Origin of the sequence: Iodidimonas gelatinilytica, assembly GCF_008579125.1 — a bacterium.
Lineage (GTDB): Bacteria > Pseudomonadota > Alphaproteobacteria > Sphingomonadales > Rhodothalassiaceae > Iodidimonas > Iodidimonas muriae.
Window position 1 is genome coordinate 47,301 of sequence record NZ_BKCL01000012.1, and the last position, 21,787, is coordinate 69,087.

The 21,787-nt window shown below is 55.7% G+C and carries 19 protein-coding genes, 1 tRNA gene, 1 other RNA gene and 4 pseudogenes; 15 read left to right on the plus strand and 10 right to left on the minus strand.

The features are described 5' to 3' along the window. Nucleotides 1-33 precede the first annotated feature (33 nt). From dut to JCM17844_RS12410, 4 genes are all read left to right on the plus strand, one after another. Nucleotides 34-498, plus strand: coding sequence for a dUTP diphosphatase (gene dut, locus JCM17844_RS12395; protein WP_150001237.1), 465 nt, complete (start codon nucleotides 34-36; stop codon nucleotides 496-498). 99 nt (nucleotides 499-597) lie between these two features. After that, nucleotides 598-1,050 carry an RrF2 family transcriptional regulator gene (locus JCM17844_RS12400; protein WP_150001238.1) on the plus strand — a complete coding sequence of 151 codons (453 nt, stop codon included), beginning with the start codon at nucleotides 598-600 and terminating at the stop codon, nucleotides 1,048-1,050. A gap of 176 nt (nucleotides 1,051-1,226) precedes the next feature. After that, the gene (locus tag JCM17844_RS12405; RefSeq protein WP_150001239.1) at nucleotides 1,227-1,994 is read left to right on the plus strand and encodes a HesA/MoeB/ThiF family protein; all 768 of its coding nucleotides are present in this window, start codon (nucleotides 1,227-1,229) and stop codon (nucleotides 1,992-1,994) included. 56 nt (nucleotides 1,995-2,050) lie between these two features. Then, a complete protein-coding gene (locus JCM17844_RS12410; RefSeq protein WP_150001240.1) occupies nucleotides 2,051-2,653 on the plus strand; it encodes a carboxymuconolactone decarboxylase family protein in 603 nt (200 codons plus the stop codon). A gap of 82 nt (nucleotides 2,654-2,735) precedes the next feature. On the opposite strand, the pseudogene JCM17844_RS12415 reads toward JCM17844_RS12410, so the two are convergent. Continuing rightward, nucleotides 2,736-4,369, minus strand: a pseudogene (locus tag JCM17844_RS12415) (lysine--tRNA ligase). 219 nt (nucleotides 4,370-4,588) lie between these two features. Between JCM17844_RS12415 and JCM17844_RS17395 the strand changes: the two are divergent. From JCM17844_RS17395 to JCM17844_RS12435, 5 genes and pseudogenes are all read left to right on the plus strand, one after another. Then, nucleotides 4,589-4,755: pseudogene (locus JCM17844_RS17395) on the plus strand (MerR family transcriptional regulator); the annotation flags it as partial. Between the two features lie 6 nt (nucleotides 4,756-4,761). Continuing rightward, complete coding sequence (locus tag JCM17844_RS15395; protein ID WP_210431947.1) at nucleotides 4,762-5,079, plus strand: MerR family DNA-binding protein; 318 nt, start codon at nucleotides 4,762-4,764, stop codon at nucleotides 5,077-5,079. A 30-nt stretch (nucleotides 5,080-5,109) separates the two neighbouring features. Continuing rightward, nucleotides 5,110-6,900, plus strand: coding sequence for an acyl-CoA dehydrogenase C-terminal domain-containing protein (locus JCM17844_RS12425; RefSeq protein ID WP_150001241.1), 1,791 nt, complete (start codon nucleotides 5,110-5,112; stop codon nucleotides 6,898-6,900). A 125-nt stretch (nucleotides 6,901-7,025) separates the two neighbouring features. Next, nucleotides 7,026-8,234, plus strand: a complete 1,209-nt coding sequence (locus JCM17844_RS12430) for an acetyl-CoA C-acetyltransferase (RefSeq protein ID WP_150001242.1) — start codon at nucleotides 7,026-7,028, stop codon at nucleotides 8,232-8,234. A 23-nt stretch (nucleotides 8,235-8,257) separates the two neighbouring features. After that, nucleotides 8,258-10,464: pseudogene (locus JCM17844_RS12435) on the plus strand (3-hydroxyacyl-CoA dehydrogenase NAD-binding domain-containing protein). 114 nt (nucleotides 10,465-10,578) lie between these two features. On the opposite strand, the gene JCM17844_RS12440 reads toward JCM17844_RS12435, so the two are convergent. After that, nucleotides 10,579-11,004, minus strand: a complete 426-nt coding sequence (locus JCM17844_RS12440) for an Rrf2 family transcriptional regulator (protein WP_150001243.1) — start codon at nucleotides 11,002-11,004, stop codon at nucleotides 10,579-10,581. 78 nt (nucleotides 11,005-11,082) lie between these two features. On the opposite strand from JCM17844_RS12440, the gene hmpA reads away from it, so the two are divergent. After that, complete coding sequence (gene hmpA, locus JCM17844_RS12445) at nucleotides 11,083-12,336, plus strand: NO-inducible flavohemoprotein (protein ID WP_150001244.1); 1,254 nt, start codon at nucleotides 11,083-11,085, stop codon at nucleotides 12,334-12,336. 66 nt (nucleotides 12,337-12,402) lie between these two features. On the opposite strand, the gene JCM17844_RS12450 is transcribed toward hmpA, so the two are convergent. Both JCM17844_RS12450 and ssrA read right to left on the minus strand, forming a co-directional pair. Continuing rightward, the gene (locus tag JCM17844_RS12450) at nucleotides 12,403-12,951 is read right to left on the minus strand and encodes a DUF1353 domain-containing protein (protein WP_150001245.1); all 549 of its coding nucleotides are present in this window, start codon (nucleotides 12,949-12,951) and stop codon (nucleotides 12,403-12,405) included. 406 nt (nucleotides 12,952-13,357) lie between these two features. Next, nucleotides 13,358-13,433, minus strand: a transfer-messenger RNA (tmRNA) gene (gene ssrA / locus JCM17844_RS12455). Nucleotides 13,434-13,577: 144 nt separating this feature from the next. On the opposite strand from ssrA, the gene JCM17844_RS12460 reads away from it, so the two are divergent. Then, nucleotides 13,578-14,153 (plus strand): SRPBCC family protein, encoded by a 576-nt coding sequence (locus tag JCM17844_RS12460; protein WP_210431949.1) that lies wholly within the window; start codon nucleotides 13,578-13,580, stop codon nucleotides 14,151-14,153. Nucleotides 14,154-14,174: 21 nt separating this feature from the next. Here the strand turns inward: JCM17844_RS12460 and JCM17844_RS12465 are convergent, their stop codons facing one another. Both JCM17844_RS12465 and JCM17844_RS12470 read right to left on the minus strand, forming a co-directional pair. After that, a complete protein-coding gene (locus tag JCM17844_RS12465; protein ID WP_150001247.1) occupies nucleotides 14,175-14,768 on the minus strand; it encodes a peptidoglycan-binding domain-containing protein in 594 nt (197 codons plus the stop codon). A 79-nt stretch (nucleotides 14,769-14,847) separates the two neighbouring features. Continuing rightward, nucleotides 14,848-17,226 carry a DUF8508 domain-containing protein gene (locus tag JCM17844_RS12470; RefSeq protein ID WP_150001248.1) on the minus strand — a complete coding sequence of 793 codons (2,379 nt, stop codon included), beginning with the start codon at nucleotides 17,224-17,226 and terminating at the stop codon, nucleotides 14,848-14,850. 290 nt (nucleotides 17,227-17,516) lie between these two features. Between JCM17844_RS12470 and JCM17844_RS12475 the strand changes: the two genes are divergently transcribed. Continuing rightward, nucleotides 17,517-17,837: a DMT family transporter gene (locus JCM17844_RS12475; protein WP_150001249.1), complete on the plus strand. Its 321-nt coding sequence runs from the start codon at nucleotides 17,517-17,519 to the stop codon at nucleotides 17,835-17,837. A gap of 85 nt (nucleotides 17,838-17,922) precedes the next feature. On the opposite strand, the gene JCM17844_RS12480 is transcribed toward JCM17844_RS12475, so the two are convergent. Beyond that, complete coding sequence (locus JCM17844_RS12480) at nucleotides 17,923-18,294, minus strand: energy transducer TonB (protein ID WP_210431950.1); 372 nt, start codon at nucleotides 18,292-18,294, stop codon at nucleotides 17,923-17,925. 268 nt (nucleotides 18,295-18,562) lie between these two features. Here JCM17844_RS12480 and JCM17844_RS12485 point away from each other — a divergent pair. Then, nucleotides 18,563-18,652, plus strand: a tRNA-Ser gene (locus tag JCM17844_RS12485). A gap of 469 nt (nucleotides 18,653-19,121) precedes the next feature. Here the strand turns inward: JCM17844_RS12485 and JCM17844_RS12490 are convergent. From JCM17844_RS12490 to JCM17844_RS17400, 3 genes and pseudogenes are all read right to left on the minus strand, one after another. Then, the gene (locus JCM17844_RS12490; RefSeq protein WP_210431951.1) at nucleotides 19,122-19,463 is read right to left on the minus strand and encodes a hypothetical protein; all 342 of its coding nucleotides are present in this window, start codon (nucleotides 19,461-19,463) and stop codon (nucleotides 19,122-19,124) included. Further along, on the minus strand, nucleotides 19,463-20,074 hold the full coding sequence (locus tag JCM17844_RS12495; protein ID WP_210431952.1) for a DUF3800 domain-containing protein: 612 nt from the start codon (nucleotides 20,072-20,074) through the stop codon (nucleotides 19,463-19,465). The genes JCM17844_RS12490 and JCM17844_RS12495 overlap by 1 nt, the downstream gene beginning before the upstream one ends. Nucleotides 20,075-20,291: 217 nt before the next feature. Further along, nucleotides 20,292-20,702: pseudogene (locus JCM17844_RS17400) on the minus strand (hypothetical protein). A 59-nt stretch (nucleotides 20,703-20,761) separates the two neighbouring features. Here JCM17844_RS17400 and JCM17844_RS15410 point away from each other — a divergent pair. After that, entirely contained in the window at nucleotides 20,762-21,265 is a 504-nt protein-coding gene (locus JCM17844_RS15410; RefSeq protein WP_210431954.1) for a hypothetical protein, read from the plus strand. A gap of 18 nt (nucleotides 21,266-21,283) precedes the next feature. Then, entirely contained in the window at nucleotides 21,284-21,574 is a 291-nt protein-coding gene (locus JCM17844_RS12510; RefSeq protein WP_150001251.1) for a DUF6127 family protein, read from the plus strand. Nucleotides 21,575-21,787 lie beyond the last annotated feature (213 nt).

The window sequence follows — 21,787 nt, forward strand, 5'->3', positions numbered from 1 at the left end:
TCGTTTTCCTGCTTATCAAGAAAAGGCCGTCTTATGACCATCGCCAGCACGATCCCTTTACAGGTTCCTGTCAAGCGCTTGCCTCATGCACAAGATCTGGACCTTCCCCACTATGCGACCCCGCATAGTGCCGGGATGGATTTGGTGGCAGCACTTGCCAGCCCGATAACTCTTGCACCCGGTGCACGGGCCTTGATTCCCACCGGCTTTGCCCTGGCTTTGCCCTTTGGATTTGAAGCGCAGATCCGGCCCCGTTCGGGCCTTGCGGCAAAATGTGGCATTACGGTGCTCAATTCTCCGGGTACCATTGACGCGGATTATCGGGGTGAAGTGAAAGTTATCTTGATCAATCTGGGCGATGCACCAAAATGCATAGAGCGTGGCGACCGCATTGCCCAAATGATTGTGGCTCCGGTAACTCGGGTGATGTTGCAGGAAGTCCAAGACCTTAGTGTCACGCAGCGCGGTGCAGGGGGATTTGGATCCACGGGAATGTGAAGCCCTGTGCGCCAGCGTGATTGGACGCGAAGTCGGCTTTCTGTCACCCAAATCACATAAGTTTTGTGTCCGAAAGCCACGAGAAACGGGTCCGAGTATATGTTCAAATTCTCCAAAAAGATGATCTACGCTGTCGAAGCTGTGGTGTATGTTGCCGTTCATGGCAAGCAAGCACCGGTTCAATCGCGTGCCATTACCCATCTGCAAAATATTCCTGAGCGCTATCTGGAGCAGGTTCTCCAACGTCTGGTGCGGGTCGGTATTTTGAAGGGTGTGCGTGGTCCGCGCGGCGGCTATCGTTTGTCCCGGTCTGCGGAGCGGATTTCCGTGGGCGAAATCGTTGCGGTTATCCGCAATATGGAAGGGGCCGAAGACGTTATCGCGGAAGACAGTGGTTCCGATATCGGCCAGAAAGTTGTGTTACCGATTTTCCGTGCTCTTGATACCGAGCTGATGGAACGTCTTGATCGGGTCAGCGTTGCGGAACTGGCGCAAAATGCCGTTTTGCCTGAAAGCGCCCCGATTATGGCGCGGGTTATGGAAAGCGCCTAAGCATCCGGCTTGGGCACAAGGCGCGGTACATCCCCATGATTGCCTCGCCGCGTTATCTAGATAAAGGCGCATCGGCCCTTTCTGTGGCCTTTGCGCCTTGCTCTTATGGCGCCGAATAGGTTACGCCCAACACCCGAAGCGGCGACCAGAGCAGCGGTAAAGGATGGCCAGACATCATGGGGCTTTCAAACGATCAACTGGACCGATATGCCCGCCATATTGTGCTTCACGATGTGGGAGGTACGGGCCAGATGCGGCTTTTGAAGGCGCGTGTGGCGCTTGTGGGGGCGGGTGGTATCGGTTCGCCCGCCGGGCTTTATCTGGCCGCTGCCGGGGTGGGGCATCTGACCATCCTTGATGATGATCATGTGGCATTGTCCAATTTGCAGCGGCAAGTTTTATACAGCACAAAAGATGTGGGCCTGGCGAAAGGGACAGTGGCGGCCACGCGGCTAAAAGCGCTTAATCCCGATATAGAGATCAGCGCCCGTCCCGTTCGGTTGACCGATGACAATGCCGTTGACTTGCTGGCTGGCCATGATCTGGTTCTGGATGGATCGGATAGCTATAAAACCCGGCTGGCGGTCAATCGGGCGGCGGTGGCTTTGGGGATTCCCTTGGTATCTGCTGCCCTAGGCCCCTTTGAAGGCCAGCTTTCCGTGTTCAAGGGTTATGATCCCGCCCTCCCTTGCTATCAATGCCTTGTGCCGTCTATCCCCCCCGATGAAGAAGCGCAAAGCTGCACCGCGCTCGGGATTTTAGGGGCCGTGGCCGGGGTGATGGGAAGCTGGGCCGCCTTGGAAGTATTGCGGGAAATTACTGGCGTGGGGGAAAGCCTTGCAGGGCGGCTTTTGTTGTTTGATGCCAAAAGCACCCGCACCCGCACCGTTGGTTTGCGTAAAGATCCTGCCTGTCCGGCCTGTGCTGCGCCACTTTGCTTGTAATCCTTATGTCCGCACATTAGCTTCGTTGGAAATACTTACAATTCAGGGGTCAAATAATGTCATTTCTGCCGTCCTTGCCGAAGAAGACCAATCTTTCCGATGTCATAAAAACCTTTCCGCAGGCATGGGAGCCCATGATGGATTTCCATGATGTGGTGTTGCGTGGGGACAGCCCCTTGAGCATCGCCCAACGCGAGCTGATTGCCGCTTATGTGTCGGGGCTGAACAACTGTCATTTCTGCCTGAATGCCCACACGGTTTATGCGGAAGATTTTGGCATTGGTGAAGATGTGATCGGCCCCTTGCTGTCCAATCCGGATAGCGCTCCGGTGGATGAGGCCATGCGCCCCATTCTTGCTTATGTGCGCAAGCTTACCTTGGAGCCGGGCAATATCACCGAAGCCGATGTTCAGGCGATTCTGGATGCGGGCTGGTCGGATCAGGCGGTGGCGGATGCCAATAAATCAGCCGCTTTGTTCAATTTCATGAATCGTGTCATCCTTGGTATGGGTGTGGATGATTTCGACGATTTCTATGGTCGTCGCCTTGCCGCTGTGCGCAAAAAACCCATGGAAGAGCGGGTGGCCGCCAATGAAACTGCGCTGAACACCCAGCATTACCGCAATTATGGCAAGCAATTGGGCATTATAAAAGACTGAAGACAGGCGCCTAGCCTTTTGTTTTACAACGAAAAAAGGGGCCTTGTGCGACCCCTTTTCTATTGATGACGGTGCTTTTCAGTCAGGACGGGGATTTTCCCGCCAGCACATCAGCGATGAGCGTTTTGGTGTTTTCAAGGCCATAAAGTGCCACGAAGCCGCCAAAGCGCGGTCCTTGGCTTTGCCCCAAAAGGGTTTCATAAAGCGCTTTGAACCAATCGCGCAGAGTGTCGAATGGTTGGCTTTTGCCCGATTCATATACCTCGGTCTGAATGGTCTGCGCATCCGCATCAAGGGGCAGTCGGTCCAAGCGTTCAAGCAGATCGCATAAGGCGGCCCGTTCCATATCCGTTGGGGCGCGGAAAGATTTGGTGGGAGCCACGAAATCTTTGTAATAGCGCAGCGCATAGCCCATCAGCCGGTCCAGTTCGGGATGGCTTTGGGCGGAGGCACCGGGCGCATAGCGTGATACGAATCCCCACAATGCCGCTTTGTCATGGGCATGGCTGGCGGATACCAGATTGAGCAGCAGGCTGAAGCTTACCGGCAGATTGAACTGCGGCACATCCCCCAGATGCACATGCCATGCAGGGTTTTTAAGCTGTGCTTCGGCGTCTTCGCCATGAAATTTTTCAACGAAGCTGTAATATTCGTCCACCGTTTTGGGGATCACATCGAAATACAGCTTTTTCGCCTTTCTGGGGGCCTGAAACATATAAAGCGACAGGCTTTCGGGCGAGGCATAGGCCAACCATTCTTCAATGGTCAGGCCATTGCCTTTGGACTTGGAGATTTTCTCGCCTTTTTCATCGAGGAAAAGCTCGTAATTGAAGCCTTCAGGCGGACGACTGCCCAGAATACGGCGAATGGCCGAGGACAATTTCACCGAATCGATCAGATCTTTTCCGGCCATTTCATAGTCCACATCCAGCGCATCCCAGCGCATGGCCCAATCCACTTTCCACTGGCATTTCACATGCCCGCCGGTAACAGGAACGGTGAAGAGCGCGCCGTCTGCATCGCGGAAGGTAACGGTGCCGGCATCGGCATCCATCTCTTCCAACGGCACTTGCAACACCGCACCGGTTTTCGGGCTGAGCGGCAAAAAGGGGCAATAGGTCTTGCGGCGCTCTTCTCCCAAGGTGGGGAGCACCACATTGATCACTTTTTCATAATTGCGCAGGATTTTCAGCAGCGTGGCATCCATGGCACCGGAGCGATAACAGTCGGTGGCCGAACGAAATTCATAATCAAAGCCGAACTGGTCCAGAAAGGCACAGAGCCGGGCATTGTTATGGGCTGCGAAACTTTCATGGCTACCAAAAGGATCGGGCACCACGGATAAAGCTTGCCCAGATGGGCGGCCATTGCGTCTTGGTTGGGAATATTGGTCGGCACTTTACGCAAGCCGTCCATATCATCGGAAAAGCAAATCAGCTTGGTGGGAATGTCCGACAACAGCGAAAAGGCATGCCGCACCATGGAGGTGCGCACCACTTCGCCAAAGGTGCCCATATGCGGCAAGCCGGAAGGGCCATAGCCGGTTTCAAACAACACATATCCCTTGGACGGCGGCCCGTCTTTATAGCGTTTGACCAAAGCGCGGGCTTCTTGAAACGGCCAGGCATTCGAGCTTCGGCCAAGGCGCGCAAGGCGGCGGGGGTCTGCGAGGGATCGGTGTCGGTCATGGGTTTTGCACTGTGTTAAGGGAAAAATTTGACGCGCAAGCCATAGGCTCTGCGCAGGTTGCGGCTTTCATATAGGGGCAGTTGCGCCCCCTTGTCACGCCGGTTTTGGCCTATGGGGGCGTGCGCCGTCTTGGTGTTGAGCGCTTTTTGTCCTGTCTTTTGTCTCGTCGGATTGACTGTCTGACCCCTCGCTATTGACGTTTACGTAAACGTCAATTATATAAAAGGCAACCGAGAGGATGACCATATGGCCAATGCCTTCCATAGTACCGCCAGTTATTCCATTGCTGATCTGTCCCGTGAATTCGGTGTCACGCCCCGGGCCTTGCGCTTTTATGAAGATCAGGCCTGATCTCGCCCCGCCGGGAGGGACAGTCGCGGATCTATTCCGCATCCGATCGGGCCCGTATTGCGTGGATCTTGCGCGGCAAACGGGTGGGATTCTCTCTTGCTGAAATCGCCGAAATGCTTGATCTTTACAGCCTTGGCGATGATCGTGCCGCACAACGCCGGGTGACGCTGGAGAAATGTCAGACCCGTCTTGCCGATCTGAAGGCGCAGCGCGCCGATATCGAACAGATGATTGTTGAGTTGACGGCCTTCACCGATCTGATCGGTGATCTGATTGACCATCCGAACGTGAAGCCATGGCAAAAGCGAAATTTCATGCCGCGCTCGGCTCGGAAGGTATTGGCTCTGCCGATATCGAAACCGCCCATCCTGTTTCTGAACCGTTAGACTAAAATCACCAGCCAGAAAGGGTCGACAATGCCCAGCTATCGCGCTCCCGTTAAAGACATGAGCTTTATCTTGAACGAGCTGTTGCAGCTTGAAAAATTTTCCAATCTTCCCGGCTTTGAAGATGCCACCCCTGATCTTGTGGCGGCGGTTCTCGAAGAAGGCGCAAAATTCTGCGAAAATGAACTGCAACCCTTGAACGTGTCCGGCGACCATGAAGGCTGCACCCGCCATGATGATGGATCCGTGACAACGCCCAAGGGCTTCCGTGAAGCCTATGAAAAATATGTGGAAGGCGGCTGGATGGGTTTGACCCAGTCTCCCGATTATGGCGGACAGGGCCTGCCCCATGTGGTGGGCTTTGCCTTTGAAGAAATGCTGATCAGCTCCAATATGGCTTTTGCCATGTATCCCGGTCTTACGGCGGGTGCCATTGCCGCCCTTAGCGCTGTGGCGTCTGACGAGATCAAGAATATCTATCTGCCGAAAATGGTTGAAGGCCGCTGGACCGGCACCATGAACCTGACCGAGCCTCATTGCGGGACCGATCTGGGGCTTATCCGTACCAAGGCCGTGCCGGAAGGGGATGGCAGCTACAAAATTTCCGGCACCAAGATCTTCATTTCCGCCGGTGAGCATGATCTGTCGGAAAATATCGTGCATCTGGTGCTGGCAAAATTGCCCGATGCCCCGGACAATGTGAAAGGCATCTCGCTGTTCGTGGTGCCGAAATATCTGGTCAAGGAAGATGGCTCTATCGGAGAGCGCAATCCTGTGACCTGCGGCTCCATCGAAGAAAAGATGGGTATCCACGGCAATTCCACCTGCGTGCTTAATTATGATGGTGCCAAAGGCTGGCTGGTGGGTGAGGCCAATAAGGGCCTGGCCGCCATGTTCATCATGATGAATGCAGCGCGTCTGGGCGTGGGCCTGCAAGGCTTGGCGTTGTCGGAAGTCTCTTACCAAAATGCCGCCGATTATGCCCGCGACCGCATTCAGGGCCGGTCTTTGACCGGGACCAAAAACCCCGATGCCAAGGCCGATCCCATTATCGTGCATCCCGATGTGCGGCGTATGTTGATGGAAGCCCGTGCCTTTAATGAAGGCGCACGTGCCCTTGGTCTTTGGGGCGGCTTGCAGGTGGATCTGGCCCATAAAGCGCAGTCGGAAGAAGAACGCCAGTTGGCCGATGATCTGGTGTCTTTGCTGACGCCGGTGATCAAGGGTGTGTTCACCGATCAGGGTTATCTCAATGCCACCAATGCCCAGCAGGTTCTGGGTGGCCATGGCTATATCCGCGAATGGGGGATGGAGCAATTCGTGCGCGATGCTCGTATCGCCATGATCTATGAAGGCACCAACGGTATTCAGGCCCTTGATCTGGTGGGCCGCAAGCTGGGGCTGAATGGCGGTCGTGCCATCCAGACCTATTTCAAGCTTGTCGGTGGTTTCATCAAGGAAAATTCCGAAGGCGATATTGCGGACTTCACAGCCCCCTTGTCGAAGGCGCTGAAGGATTTGCAGGCAGCCACCATGTGGTTGATGCAGAATGGCATGAAAAACCCGGACAATGCAGGGGCCGCCGCCACCAGCTATATGCATCTGATGGGCCTTGTGGCGATCGGCTTCATGTGGGCGCAAATGGCGAAAGTGGCGCTTGCTGCCCTTGATGCGGGCAAAGGCGATGCCGAGTTTTATCAGAACAAGCTGATCACCGGCCGCTATTATGCCAAGCGCGTATTGCCCGAAAGCGGGGCGCATCTCGCCAAAATCGAAGCGGGTGCAGAGCCAATGATGGCGCTTGGCGCAGACGCGTTTTAACAGCACGCAGCAAGCACCGCCAATTACGGGGGGTGGGGACGGTTCGGCATTGTTGTCTCCGCCCCCAGCCCCAACATCTTCGTTAGTAGATTTCAGCGCTCATCGAGCAAGGAAAGGACGATCCCATGGCCGAGGCATTTATTTATGACGCCGTGCGTACCCCGCGCGGCAAGGGCCGTAAAGACGGCAAATTGCATGAAATCACCCCCATTTCGTTGGCAACCCAGGTTCTGGAAGGTCTGCGTGACCGCAATGAACTGGACACCAGCCTTGTGGACGATGTGATTTTCGGCTGTGTGTCGCCTGTGGGCGAACAAGGGGCCTGTATCCCGCGGGTTGCGGCAATGAATGCGGGCTATGCGGAAACGGTGGCCGGGGTTCAGGTGAACCGTTTTTGTGCATCGGGCCTTGAAGCCAGCAATATGGCCGCAGCGCAGGTGATGGCCGGGCAAGCCGATCTGATGGTTGCCGGTGGTGTGGAAGCCATGAGCCGCGTTCCCATGGGATCTGACGGCGGTGCTTGGGCCACTGATCCGGCCGTTGCCATGCCCACCCATTTCGTGCCGCAGGGGATTTCCGCCGATCTGATCGCCACCAAATATGGTTTTAGCCGCGATGATGTGGATGCCTATGCCATTGAAAGCCAAAAGCGTGCCAAGGCCGCTTGGGATGACAAGCGCTTTGCCAAATCCATCTTGCCGGTGAAAGACGTGATCGGCGAAGTGGTGCTGGATCATGACGAACATATGCGCCCTGAAACAGACATGCAGTCTCTTGGGGCCTTGAAGCCTTCTTTTGCGGAAATGGGAGCCAATTACGGCTTCAATTCTGTGGCATTGCAGCGCTATCCCGAGTTTGAAAAGATCAACCATGTGCATCATGCGGGCAATTCTTCGGGCATTGTCGATGGCTCGGCGGGAGTGTTGATCGGCAATCGTGAAGTCGGAGAGCGCAGCGGCATGAAACCGCGCGCCCGCATCCGTGCTTATGCGTCCATCGGCTCCGAGCCGACCATCATGCTCACCGGCCCGTCCTTTGCCGCTGAAAAAGCGCTCAAACGTGCTGGCATGACCCCCGATGATATTGATCTTTGGGAACTGAACGAGGCTTTTGCCGCCGTGGTTCTGCGCTTCATGCAGGCATTGGATGTGGATCATTCCAAGATGAACGTGAATGGCGGCGCCATCGCCATGGGCCATCCGCTTGGGGCCACCGGCGCCATGATTCTTGGCACCATGGTGGATGAGCTGGAACGCTCCGGCAAAGAAACAGCGCTTGTGACTTTGTGCATCGGCGCGGGCATGGGCACCGCCACCATCATTGAACGCGTCTGACAGACCGACAGGGAACAAGTGAAATGACCAAGACAATCAAATTCCGCGTCGAAGACGGCATTGCGATCCTTGGGATCGATGTCCCCGGCCAGTCGATGAATGTGATCACCGAGCAATTCACCAACGAGTTGGAAGAATGCGTCGATAAAGTGCTGGCCGATGATGCCATTACGGGCGCTGTGATTTGTTCGGAAAAACCGGCCTTTATGGCGGGTGCCGATCTGCGCATGCTGGGTGGCTTGTCCGCCATGGCGAAAACCGCCACACCGGGCGAGATTTTCCAGAATTCCGTGCGGCTGAACCGTATTTTGCGCAAAATGGAAACCGGCGGTAAAAATGCCAAGGATCTGATGCGCTCCAAAACCAAGCCTTTCGTTGCCGCCATCAATGGCACGGCCTTGGGCGGTGGTTTTGAAATCCCGCTGGCCTGCCATTACCGGATTGCCGCCGATGACGGCTCGGTGAAAATGGGTCTGCCGGAAGTGATGGTGGGTCTGCTGCCCGGCGGTGGTGGCACCCAGCGTTTGCCGCGTCTGATCGGTATTCAGGCGGCGCTTCAATTCCTGACCACCGGCAAAAATCTGTCGGCAAAAGATGGTTTGGGCTTTGGCATTTTGAAAGCCCTCGCCCCGCGCAATGAACTGGTGGAAAAAGCCAAGGAACTGGCCAAAGCCAATCCCAAAGCCATTCAGCCTTGGGACGAAAAAGGCTTTCGCTTCCCCGGCGGGGGCGGCGCCATGCATCCCGGCTCGGTACAAACCTTCATGGCGGCCAATGCCATGGCGCGTGACAAAACCTACGGCAATTATCCGGCGGTTCAATATATCCTGTCTTCGGTTTATGAAGGCTCGATCATTCCCATGGATCTGGCTGTTGAAGTGGAAAGCAAATACTTCACGCGTCTGATTGTGGAAGGTCAGGCGGGCAATATGATCCGCACGCTGTTTGTGAACAAAACGGCGGCCGAAAAAGGCGCGCGTCGTCCCAAGGGGTTCGACAAGATGCCAACCAAGAAGCTGGGCATGTTGGGCGCGGGACTCATGGGCGCAGGCATTGCCTATGTGTCTGCTGCGGCGGGCATGGACGTGGTGCTGATCGACCGCGATCAGGCCAGCGCCGACAAGGGCAAGGCCTATTCTGTGAAGCTGGTGGAAAAAGCGGTGTCGCGCCGCAAAATGTCGAAAGAAGAGGGCGAGGCGCTTTTGGCCCGCATCACCGCCACCGATGATTATTCCAAGCTGGAAAATGCCGATCTGATCATCGAAGCGGTGTTTGAAGATCGTGCCTTGAAAGCGGATGTGACGAAGAAAGCCCTTGCGGTTGCCGGCGATGACATCATCTTCGCGTCCAACACCTCCACATTGCCCATCAGCTCTTTGGCTGAAGCTTCGTCGAATCCTGAAAACTTCATCGGCATCCATTTCTTCTCACCGGTTGAAAAAATGCCGTTGGTGGAAATCATCACCGGCGAAAAAACCGGCGATAAAGCCACCGCCAAGGCGCTGGATTATGTGCAGCAAATCAAGAAAACGCCGATTGTCGTCAATGACAGCCGCGGATTCTATACATCGCGCTCTTTCGGCACCTATGTGATGGAAGCTATGCCATGGTTGCCGAAGGGATCAATCCGGCGCTCATTGAGAATGCCGGAAAGATGCTGGGCATGCCCGTTGGTCCGCTGGCCGTGGGTGATGAGGTGGCGATCGATCTTAGCTATAAGATCATGAACCAGACCAAGAAAGACCTTGGGGCCGATTATCAGGCGTCACCCGGCGATGTGGTGGTGGATACCTTCGTTGAAAAGCTTGAACGCTTTGGCCGTAAAAACGGCAAGGGCATGTATGTGTATCCTGAAGATGGCGGCAAGAAATATCTCTGGCCCGGCATTTCGGATCACTTCCCCCGCGCTGCAGAACAGCCCACGGTGGATGAGGTCAAAACCCGTCTCCTTTATCGCCAGATTGTGGAATGTGCCCGCTGCTTTGCGGAAAATGTGCTGACAACGCCTGAGGACGGCGATCTGGGCGCGATTTTCGGCTGGGGCTTTGCGCCTTGGACCGGTGGGCCCTTCAGCCATATGGATTTCATCGGCCTGGCTGCTTTCGTTGCGGAAGCCGATCGTTTGGCCGAAACATATGGCGAGCGTTTCCGGGTTCCCGATCAATTGCGCGATATGGCCCAAAAAGGGGCCAGCTATTATCCGGCCGGAATCCCGGCTGCTGCGGAATAATCCCTGCATTTGATTGAAAACAAAGCCGGCGGGATCTTCTCGCCGGCTTTTTTCATGGGAAAGCCTCTTGGGCTGCATATCTTTCAAGATGCAGGATGGCCTTCATTTTAGGCGCTATGCCTTGAACCCGATCTCCAGCTTGTTTTGAACCGCATCGGCCAAAGTATATTTGTTCAGGGTTTGGATGAAGGCGTTATTGGCTTCAAAAAGATAGTGTTTCAGCTGGCATGATTCGGTGATTTTGCAGCTATTGGTGCTGGCATCGAAACATTCCACCAGATCCATGGATGGCTCCAGGCTTTGCACGATATCCCCCAATTTCAGCTCTGTGCTATGAGGGGCCAAAGCGATGCCGCCGCCTTTGCCTTTGGTGCTCAGGATATAGCCAAGCTGCGCCAGTTTATGGACCACCTTCACCAGATGATTGCGCGAGATGCTGTAATGGTCGGCGATTTCCCGCACGCTACATTTTTTCTCTGGCGAAGAGGCCAGATACATCAGGCTGCGCATACCAAAATCCGTGAATGTCGTGAGCTGCATCGATTTTCCTTGCCCGCCCGTTTGAAATGCTTATAAGCCATAATATGTAGAAGATATACATATTATGGAGTCTCTCATATGCTAAGCGATCAGACCATCGCCATTGTGAAATCCACCGCACCCGTTCTTGCTACCCATGGCGAAACATTGACCCGTCATTTCTATCAAAGAATGTTTTCCCATAATCCCGAAGTTCGTCCTTTTTTCAATGCCGCCAATCAAAGTGCCGGGCTTCAGCAGCGGGCTTTGGCGGGTGCGATTTGCGCTTATGCGGCCAATATCGATAATCTGGGGGCGCTTAGGGATGCGGTTGAACTGATCGCCCAAAAGCATGCGTCTTTGCAGATTAAGCCAGAGCATTATCCCATTGTCGGCGAGAATTTGCTGGCCTCTATCCGTGACGTTCTGGGCGAAGGCGCAACCGATGAGGTGATTGACGCATGGGCGCAGGCTTATGGATTTCTGGCCGATATTCTGATTAACCGGGAAGCACAGATCTATCGCGATCTGGCATCGGTAGATGGTGGCTGGGAAGGGTTCAAAGCTTTCGAGGTGATCAAGAAGCAGCGCGAAAGCGATGTGATCACGTCATTTTATCTGGCTCCCAAAGACGGTGCGCCTTTGCCTCATTTCAAGCCCGGGCAATATATCACCTTGCGCCTGCCGACGCCCGATGGCCAGACCACCATGCGAAATTACAGCCTGTCGGATATGCCCGGCCAGAACTGGTTCCGCATCAGCGTGAAACGGGAAGACGGCAAGGGCGCAAAGGTGCCGGGCGGTTTTGTCTCGAATCATTTGCATAAGGCTATCGAGCCCGGTGCGGTGGTCGAGGTGGCCCCGCCCTGCGGCGAATTTTTCCTTGATGTGACCAAAGCTTCTGAGCGTCCTTTGGTGCTTCTGGCGGCAGGGGTCGGGATCACGCCGATCCTGAGCATATTGCTGGCAACCCTTGAAACAACGCCCAATCGACCGATTCTGTTTGTTCATGGGTGCTTGAACGAGCGCACACAGGCCTTCAAGGAAACCATCGACCAGTTGGCGCAGAAATATCCCAATCTGACCACCCATTACCGCTATAGCGAGCATGATGCCGGGGCGGCACTACAAGGCGAGAATAGCAGCATTGGATTCATCGATCAGGACTTGCTGGATCAATTGCTACCCAGCCATGATGGCGAGTTCTATTTCTGCGGCCCACAGCCATTCATGGTGAATGTGTATCACGACCTGCTGGACTGGGATATTCCGCCCGCCCAAATACATTTCGAGTTTTTCGGGCCAAGGCAAGCTCTGGACACAAAGCCGGGTGCAACCTCCCGCGCCGCCTGAACGGGCGGGCCGTTTCACCAGCCTTGTCACCTGCGACATGTGTTCGCGGGTGACAGGGCGCTATCGTCATACAATCGCGGGGCCGGGCTCGATATCATCGGGGTCGATATAGCGCGGAGTGTCCGGCTTTTTATAAACGCCCCAACCAAACAGGCGCACTGCTCGGAAAATGGGCATACGGACCCGGCTTTGGGCCGCTTTCATTCCTTGATCCAGAACCAGATCGGCATATTTCCGGTCGCGTTTGTCCGGTGACCGGTTGGGCAGATCCTGCCAGGCAATATATAGAAAATCATGGACGATCGAGGCTTCCAGATGCCGCCCAACGCGTCCGGCAATGGCCCGTGCAAAATTTGGCACAGAAGCAAGATCGGTCAGCATCCCTGCGGGAACGGTGATGTTTTTGGTAATGCCGTCTATATCTATGGCAATGCGATAAGGCTGTGCCACTACATAATCGGCCCCTCGCATGGCGGTTCCGAAAGGGATGCCCCGCCGCGCCCGATAGAGATGCAAGGGCGTTAAATAGCGGAAATTGGTGATCTCTTGCCACGGGCCGCTTGGATAGGGATCTGCGATTATCGGCGTGACATAGCGTGGCGTGTCAACGGACATGCCTCTCTCCCTTCCCCTTTCTCAGGCGGACATGATTCGAGCGTATAGAATGGCCCTGTTGCAGCCTTTGATAAAGGAAGAACTGGATTCCCGGATCAAGTCCGGGAATGACGAGGGGGTGTGTGGGGATGACGGCGCGCCCATAGCCTTGAGCATGGTCCATGCGAGCATCGACCCTAACACCGACGATCATGACGGCTTCGGGTCGAGCGGAGCGGGATCAGTCAAAAAATGACGAGCGGGGGAAGCGGATTGACCTGAAGCGGCCTCTTTTAAATGCCTTTCCCGCCAAGGAATGGTGGAGCCCCGGGACGTGTTCTCAAACCCGAGGTGCCGCTATTCTGAAAGAATGGTGGAGCCCTGGGGGAATTTTCTTGAATCCGAGACGATTGTCATTCTGAAAGAATGGTGGAGCCGAGGGGAATCGAACCCCTGACCTCAGCAGTGCGATTGCTGCGCTCTCCCAACTGAGCTACGGCCCCATAGAAGGATGGCTTCGATAGACGAAGCGGGGCGGACAATAAGCATCTCAAGCACTCTTCGCAAGAGGATATTGCACCCCATTGGCCAATATGAAAAGCTCGATTGCTACCAAATCGCCCTCCTCCCTCGCGAAAGGCCACTCTATGCGATACCTCATTCTTGCCCTGATGTTTTTCAGTGCTTGGACCACTCCCGCGCAGGCGCAAAGCGGTGCAGATGAAGCCCGCGTGACAAAGCTGGAAAGTCGGGCCTTTTCATTGAGCCATCAAGTAGAGTTGCCTGCATCGACATCCGAAGTGTGGGCGGCTATTACCAGCGATATCAGTGGCTGGTGGGATCATAGTTTTGCAGACACTCCGGCGCGACTTTTCATCAAGGCGCAGCCCGGCGGGGCCTTTTACGAATATTTTGATGAAGCGGGCCAAAACGGCGTGGTGCATGCGCGGGTGATCTATGCCGAGGCGGACAAGCGGCTGGTGTTGGATGGCCCGCTGGGGTTTAACGGCCATGCGGTGACGATCATCACCACATGGGAGTTGCAACCGTCAGAGCAAAAGACACGCTCGATATTGACGGCCCGCCTTTCCGTCTCCGGCGTTTATCAGGACGGCTGGGACACGGCACTTGAAAGCGTTTGGGCTCATTTCTTGAGCGGGCGTCTGAAAGGCTATCTAGAGGCGGGCTGCCGCGGCGGCGGCCCATGCGCTGCCTTTCCATGAGTCGCCTTTAGACCGGATATCTTAACGACGGACCAAAAGCGCATAAAGCGTGGGATTGTCCGGTGCGCCGGTGGCTTTCAGGCCATTGGCCTTCTGATAATCGGTCAAAGCCCGCGTCAGGGCATCCCGGCCATGGGCTTGCTCATCCAGAAGTCCTAGGCTTTCCAAAGCCGCCCGTACCTCATCAAGGGTAGAGCGATAAAGCCGGATGGGTCCGCTTGGGCCTTCAACAATCACCAAAGGGCTTTCGCTGTTTACCCGCGTGTCTTTCAGGCTTTGCGCCATTTGATATGCGGCTTCGAAAAACCGGCGCTCTTTATTGGCTGCGCAGAACCCGCGCAGCGATTGCATTATATAAGCATCGGACTGCCAATCGACGATGTCATAGGTGTTGGGTTCATATTGATTGAACGAGGTGAGATAGCCAGACACCCAGCCCAGAAACATGGGCAAGCGGGGATCGTTGGCTTCCAATGCCACAAGATAATCTGCGCACGGGGCCAGTCCCACACCTTTGATGGCAAAATTGCCGTCCCTGTCCCCCGCCTGAGCCTTTGGCGCCAGCGCAAGCATGCAAAAAGAGAGTGTAAATAACGCGATCCGACAGAGGGCCATGATCCTATCCTGCAATTGAAAAAAGGGCAGGAGCGACGGAACCGCTCCTGCCAAAAGAATAGCGAATGGAGAAAAGATGTCAGCTTTTTACCATCACCAGACGCTTGCGTTGTAAGGCCGCAAACAGCGCCAGACCCATCAAAAGCAACAACAGGGCAGGCGGAACCGGCACAGTGAGTGCGGGCAGCAAGAAGCTGGCCAAGAGCGGATCATGATCGGTGAAGGCATTCAGGAATTCCGCATTCATATGCACGATATCAAACAGCACATCGGCACTGAGCAGATTGTCCGTGACGAAAATATGATCCAGCAATTGGCTATTGCCTTCAAAGATGAAGCTATAGCGCTCCTCGGCCGCCAATAGGGACGCCAGATCGGTCAGGATCTGATCAAGGCCCAAACCAGCCAGCGCTTGCAAAGGTGGCAAGAAAGCGAACTCGTTCAAATCCCCCAAGGCAATGACATTGGCTGTGGGGTTGAGGGCCAGCAATCCCTGGATGAAATCATGAACGAACTGCGCTTGGGCTGTGCGGGCGTCTTCTCCACCATTGGCGGGAGGCTGAACTGAGCCGAACAACGGATCCGAGCCACCTTTGGACCGGAAGTGATTATTGACGATGGTCACTTCCTGCCCGTTGAAAACGAAGGTGGCAACCAATGGCTGGCGGGAATTGTTGAAGGCGGCATCCGTATCGGCACCGGGCACGGCCATGACCGATCCGGGCACCAGATCGACGCGATCCGGATTATAAAGGAAGCCCGTGCGGATATTGCCACCCGGTTGGCCACCGCTGGTGCCGTCAGCAGGGGCAACATCGGCAAAGGCATATTGCGGACCGCCCAAAGCCACAATGGCGTCGATTAATGCCTGATAGGTCTGGGAGGCATCCGTCACCCCGTCATTGGTCGGGCCGCTATTATCCTGAATTTCTTGCAGGCCAATCACGTCGGGGCTGCGCAGACCGTCAACGATCTGCTGGGCAAGGGCTGCGAATTTGTCCGCCCCGCTTTGGGCCGACAGATTTTCCACATTGAAGCTGGCCACCGTCAAACGATCGTCCTCAACGGGGATGCTGGTGGTTTCTGCCGCAAGGCCGCCCGCCGTAACGATGGGGGCCTCGGTTGGCAAAAGCTCGAAATTCCCGAAGCTATAGCCGATCACGCCGGTCACATCCCCCAAACCGTCGCCGGTTTGCACGCCGGGGGAATTGCCCGATAACAAGCTGTCATCAATTTGCAGGCGCTCAGGGTTCAGATCACCATCCGAAATGGTAATGCCGCCCCGGTCATTCATGCCCGTGGCATCGGCACCCGCATCGGCCACCACATAAATTTCGCCGAAATTATTGGTGGGGGCGACCGCTTGCGCGTCGGAAATGGTGACCCGCATGCCCTCGAGGCTTTCATAAAAATCAATGCCATCCTCATTGGGATTGAAGGCGGCAAAATTGTCGCTATCGATGCTTGATGTGGGAGGCGTCCGTCCGGCCGATCCAATAATCACCGCAGGCGGCAAAGGATTGCCCGAAGAGGCAACCGTGATTGTTGGAGAGGTGATTTCAGTGATGGAGAGATTGCCGGAAGAGGCGCCGCCGGGCGTGAATTCATCGACCGTGCCGGTGATGGACACATCGTCGCCAATGGCGACGGTTGGCGTGCTGCCGGTGAACACGAAAATGGCGTCAGAGGTGGCATCATTGCCATCCCCATTTGCATCTTGAACATAAAAGCCATTGCTGGCGATGGCGGTGACAATGCCACTGGTTTCCACCATCTGGCCATCAAAGGTCGAGCCATGGCCTGCGCCTTGAATCTCGTAGATCGCGGCGATTGTCGCATCGGTTCCGCCATTGCCACCGCCGGCATTCCCACCGCCTGCGCCATTGAAAGTCTGGCCGGTATTGACGGCCCCGACTGTTTGCGCTGCCGGAGCGGCCCATGTGAAGTCAGAGGTTACATTGCCCGAAGAATCGGTGGTGATATTTCCGGTTAATTGCAGGGAAAAACCGACCGGTGTAGAGCTGGTTTCCCGCACACCGATATCGGTGCTGGTAAGGCCGCTGGCTGCTCCACTGGTCGCTGTGAAGCTGCCTTCATAGCTAAGGAATTGGATAACGGTATTGGTGTTATCCACAAGAGCGATGCCGTCGGGAGCGCCATTCTGGATGGAATTGGATGGACCGCTGACCGTTTGAAAGCCAAAACCATTGGCTTGATCCGTTAAAGTGCCACCCAGATTGAAGGTGTTGTAAAGCGCCCCGCCATTGCCATTGTATAGCTGCAGGGTCCAACCGGTAAGGTCGGTGCCTGCCAGCCCGGCGATCTCGATAAATTCACCGGTATCGGTACCGACATTGTCATAATGGAATTCATTGATAAATGGCGTCGCCCAAGCGGGCTGCATCACCGCAAATATGGCTACGCTTGCCGTGGCCCATCGGTTGAAGCATCTACGCATGGCATAAATCCCCTCTTTTATTAATAACGCCATATTTTGTTATTTAGCAAAATTCCAAGCACCAAGAAAGTTAAAATTTTAATAATTTGTTAATTTTTTAAAAAGGGATGAGTCAGGGGAGGCCATAGTTGCCGCTGCCCTTGACAGGGATAAAATCTACCGGCAAGGGAGGCGGGCTTTTTCGCCGACCACTTGTTGTTTTTGCGGGCGGTTCAAAGCACAGAGGCCACGCCCTCTCCCATGTACGGGCGCAACGACCGGGACGGCCCGGCACAATATGAGGGGCAATCATGGCTTGGATTTTTTTGTTTTTTGCCGGTTTGTTTGAAGTGGTGTGGTCCTATTTCATGAAACAATCTCAGGGCTTCACGCTGCTTGTTCCCAGCATTTTGATGATTGTTTCGATGATCGCCAGTTTCTGGCTTCTTTCCTTGTCTTTGAAAGCCCTGCCACTGAGCACCGCTTATACCATCTGGACAGGGATTGGGGCCGTGGGTGCCTTTCTTGTGGGCATTACCGTTTTGGGTGAACAGATCAATGCCGGGCGGGTCATTGCCGCTTTGTTGATTGTTTCTGGCCTGTTGCTGATGAAGATGTCTTCACCCAATTGAACAAGTCCCGGGTAAGGCCGCCGGCCATAAATAAAAAAGGCACCAAGACGGTGCCATTTTTATTGATTTTATAAGATAGGAGCGTTTAGCGCAGTACCCATGACAGCGGCAGAATAAATGTCAATTCCGCATCGCTCAGATCCGAGGGAGGGGTCGGAAGCGGATTGATTCGCTCCATCAGCTTGGGCACTTCCCGGTCCAATACCTCATGGCCGGTGTCTTCCAGCATTTCGAAATTGGCGATGGTGCCATCGCGGGCGATGGTTACTTTCACACGGGCGCTGCCTTCAATTTCGCGGCGCAAGGCGGATCGTGGATAAACCTGCTTTTGGGCGACAACCTTGGCGATGGATCGTTTCCAGCTGGTAGCGTCTGCAGCATTGGCACCCGTTGCCCCGGCCGCCATCACAACTCCCGCGGTGAGGCCCAAGATCAGCCCCTTGAATGATGGTCTCATGCTTTCTGCCTTTCCTCGTGCACATTTTTTCAGGCGAAGGGAGCTTCTGTCAGGCATTTTGCCCCTTTTGTTCCTACGCATAAGTCAGACTAAGGAGGATTCGTAAAACTGTATTTAAGGAATATACTTAATAAAATTTAACGTTCCGGGCTTTGCTGATTTTTTGGTCAAGGAATTTGTCGATAGTGAATTTGCAGACTTGCGTTGCGGCGATGAACCACTATAGTGCGCGGCAATCCGCTAGCAGCGAGACGCTGGCGGGCTTTGCGGAGCGGTGGCCGAGCGGTTTAAGGCGCACGCCTGGAAAGCGTGTTGGGGTGTAAGCCCCTCGAGGGTTCGAATCCCTCCCGCTCCGCCATTATCCTGTCGCGAACCCGAGACGAGGCCCCATCCGCGGGCCTTTTTCTTTTTGTTTCAAAGGCGTTTAGCCAAGGCGCCCGAACCTCGGAGACTGGCGTCGGCGGCCAGAGAGCCGGCGGTAGGCATAGCCAGGCGCGCGCGTTCGTAGCGCTGCGACAGGCTTACTTTATGGGAGGGGCGTCGATGTGGGCGTGCAGCAACACTCGTCTGGGTGTAAAGGGAAGCATGAAGTCCTTGACATTTCGGCGCTAACCTTGCACATATATTGGCGAGTTCACTGCCTATCGGCTTTGAACCAATCGAGGCTTCGGGCGCTGAGCAGCATGGCAAATCAGCGCCCAAATTTTTTCAGCGCAGTGCCTGAATGCAGTCCGCTCTCGTCCAGAGGGGCGAGGTGCGGATTTTGGCCGCGCTGTTGTCCGCTTGGTAGCAGGTGATGAAGTTCGCCCTCAGCGTTCCGTATCGATTCAAGCCCAATGCCAAAACGACGACGAAATCCTCGTATAGCAGATCCACCTTCGCGCGGGGTCGTAGCTGCGCGTTTTAGCTACCCAGCCCTGGTAGCGGATGGCCGCTGGGTCGGTCAGCGTGGCGTTGATCCAGTTCATTCGTTCCGCCCGCACCCAAGAGAATGCATTCTTGATGCCATCCCGGTTGGTGCTCTCATAGAAGGCATGGTTGAATTGGTGCTGGCGGAAGAAGACCCGGATGCCATCGTGTGTCTCAATCGCTCCGCGGCAATAGGTGTCGACAAAATGCTGTCGATATGCGGCCTCATCGGGGAGATGTAGAAGTAGAGGCAGCGGCATTACCAGCCTCCACTCAGACGGATCTTGAAGACATTGAACTTCTCTTCCGTCCTTGAAGTCGGCCCAATCTGCCTTCGGTTGAGGCGCTCCTCCAGTTTCCGCACAACCGCCTCTTTGGCGGTTCCTGCACCGAGGGTTTCGTTGATACGGCTAGACGCAGCGCCTAGCAGCACGTCACACAGCTGAAGGAGGGTAACTTCCGGCGACGGTAACGACTGAATGTCGGCGATTGTGGCGGAGAGGTTCGAATGGCGCAGGCAGCGCTTGAGGTCGTGCAGGCGCTTTCGGTCCCGGTTGGTCTTGAGGTCGCAAAAGATGTGGTATTCGTTAAAGTCCAGGATCCAATGATGCAGGAGCTGGTAGTAAAACTTGTAAAAGCCCAGTTCTCCATCGTTCTGATGTAGCGCTAGGTTCACCTGTTCGCGGTCCACAGCAATGCAGCGGAAGCGCATGTCCGTGCCGAAAGACATGAAAACGTCGATCAACTCCTCATAGAACGCCTGCTTTGACGGGGAGATCTTGGTCCACTTCAACTCGCCCCATACAGCATGACGCTCACGCACCGCAGAGACCTTGGCCTTTGCTCGGCACGCTTCTCGCTCGGCAGCCAAAGGCTGCCGATCATCAAATAGCGGGCACGTGGACTTCGGGAGGTGAAGAGATCTGGAAAAGCTTCATCACAGTAGATCTCGAATTTCATACGGCTGCCTCCAGCACCCGCACGACACAAGTATATGTGTGATCAGCCAAGGGCATCAGGCTCTAATGGCTTCGCGAGTGCCAAAAAATTCATGCTATAGCGTTGGAATCGGATATCAAGGTACAATACTATACTGATTTCACTTGTAAGTCCGCTAGGCCAAACACCACGTCCATTTGCTCCGCCCACGGCTGGTCGGCGACCGTAACGAGGTCGTTCAGCGAAAGCGCTGGTGGTACGCGCCTGACGACGAAGTGTTCGAGCACCTCCGGCGATAGATAAGCAAGCCGCATCATTCGGCTGACGAACCGGTCGGAGACCTTCTCGGCCGCTGCTATGTCCCGGATCGTGGAAGCGGCGCCCGTTTCCAGCTGCCGCCGCCAGCTTCAGGCGCGGGTGATAGCGCGCAGCACATGCGGATCCTGCGCCCGGCCGTTTCGCTGGTCGATATCGTCGGGCGGGAGGATCTTCGGTCGCCCATTGCGTTTGCGGATCGTCAGTAGGATGACGACGCGGATGGTGTTCGTCATGCCGGTCATTCGCAGGCCTCCGTTTGGCGGGGCGCCATCATTTCCAGGAGCACGGAGCCCAGCCCCTCGTGGCGAAGATCGACGGCGATGCCGTCTTCGCCGACGGTCACACGCTCGACCAGACGCTGGATGATGCGGGCTCCGGCGCGGAGGTCGTCATCGCCCCTGGTGCGACGGTGCTGGTTCAGGGCAATGGCAGCGATCTCTACGGGATCGGCGATGGCGGTGGTCTTCCGGCCGATATCAGCGGCTACAAGGCTGGGCCGCCGGCAGCGGACGAGGTGATCTTGCGGGTGCCGGTGGCGCGACGCATCCGGCTGAAAACCGATCTTGCAGGCAGCCATGCCAGCGCCGAAGCCGCAGCAACCGCGGCTGCGGATTTCGACATCCGGGTCGACGGTGTGAGTACGGCCACCATGCGCTTTGCCGCTGCCGCTACGAGCGCCACCTTCATCGCCGCCAGCGAAGCCCTGCTGGAGCCCGGCCAGGTGCTCAGCGTGGTCGCGCCATCGACGCCCGACGCTACGCTCGCCGGGATCGGCTTCACGTTGGCCGGCTCGCTGGTCCTCTGATCACTCCCGAATTGCATCATGGACAAGGTACCAGACAGCGGCGCGCCGATCGTGCTGCCGGCCGCCGAGTTTGAAGCCCTGCTGGAGCGGGCGGCCGAAACGGGCGCACGGCGCGCCCTGCATGAGGTCGGCCTCGATGGTCAGGATGCCGCCGAGGACATCCGCGATCTTCGCTCGCTGCTCGCGGGGTTCCGCCTCGCGAAACAGACGGCCGTCCAGACCGCCGTGCGGCTGATCACCACCGGCATCCTGCTCGCCCTGATGGCCGGCATTGCCATAAAGCTGAAGCTCTTCGGCAACGGCCCCTGATTGGCCCCGACGATTTCCACCCCGCCAGCCCGCCATTCGGCGGGTTTGTTTTTTTTGGCTTTGGTTTTGTGGTGATTTTCGGCGCTTTTGAATTTGGTGTTTAGCGCTCCGGTATTATTACGCGGGGGCTTGTTTCGAGGCCCTGGTGAGGGCCATTGCGATCTTCTTGATGTTCTGAGCGGCTGCGGCAAGCAGGCACTGGGTCTGGACACA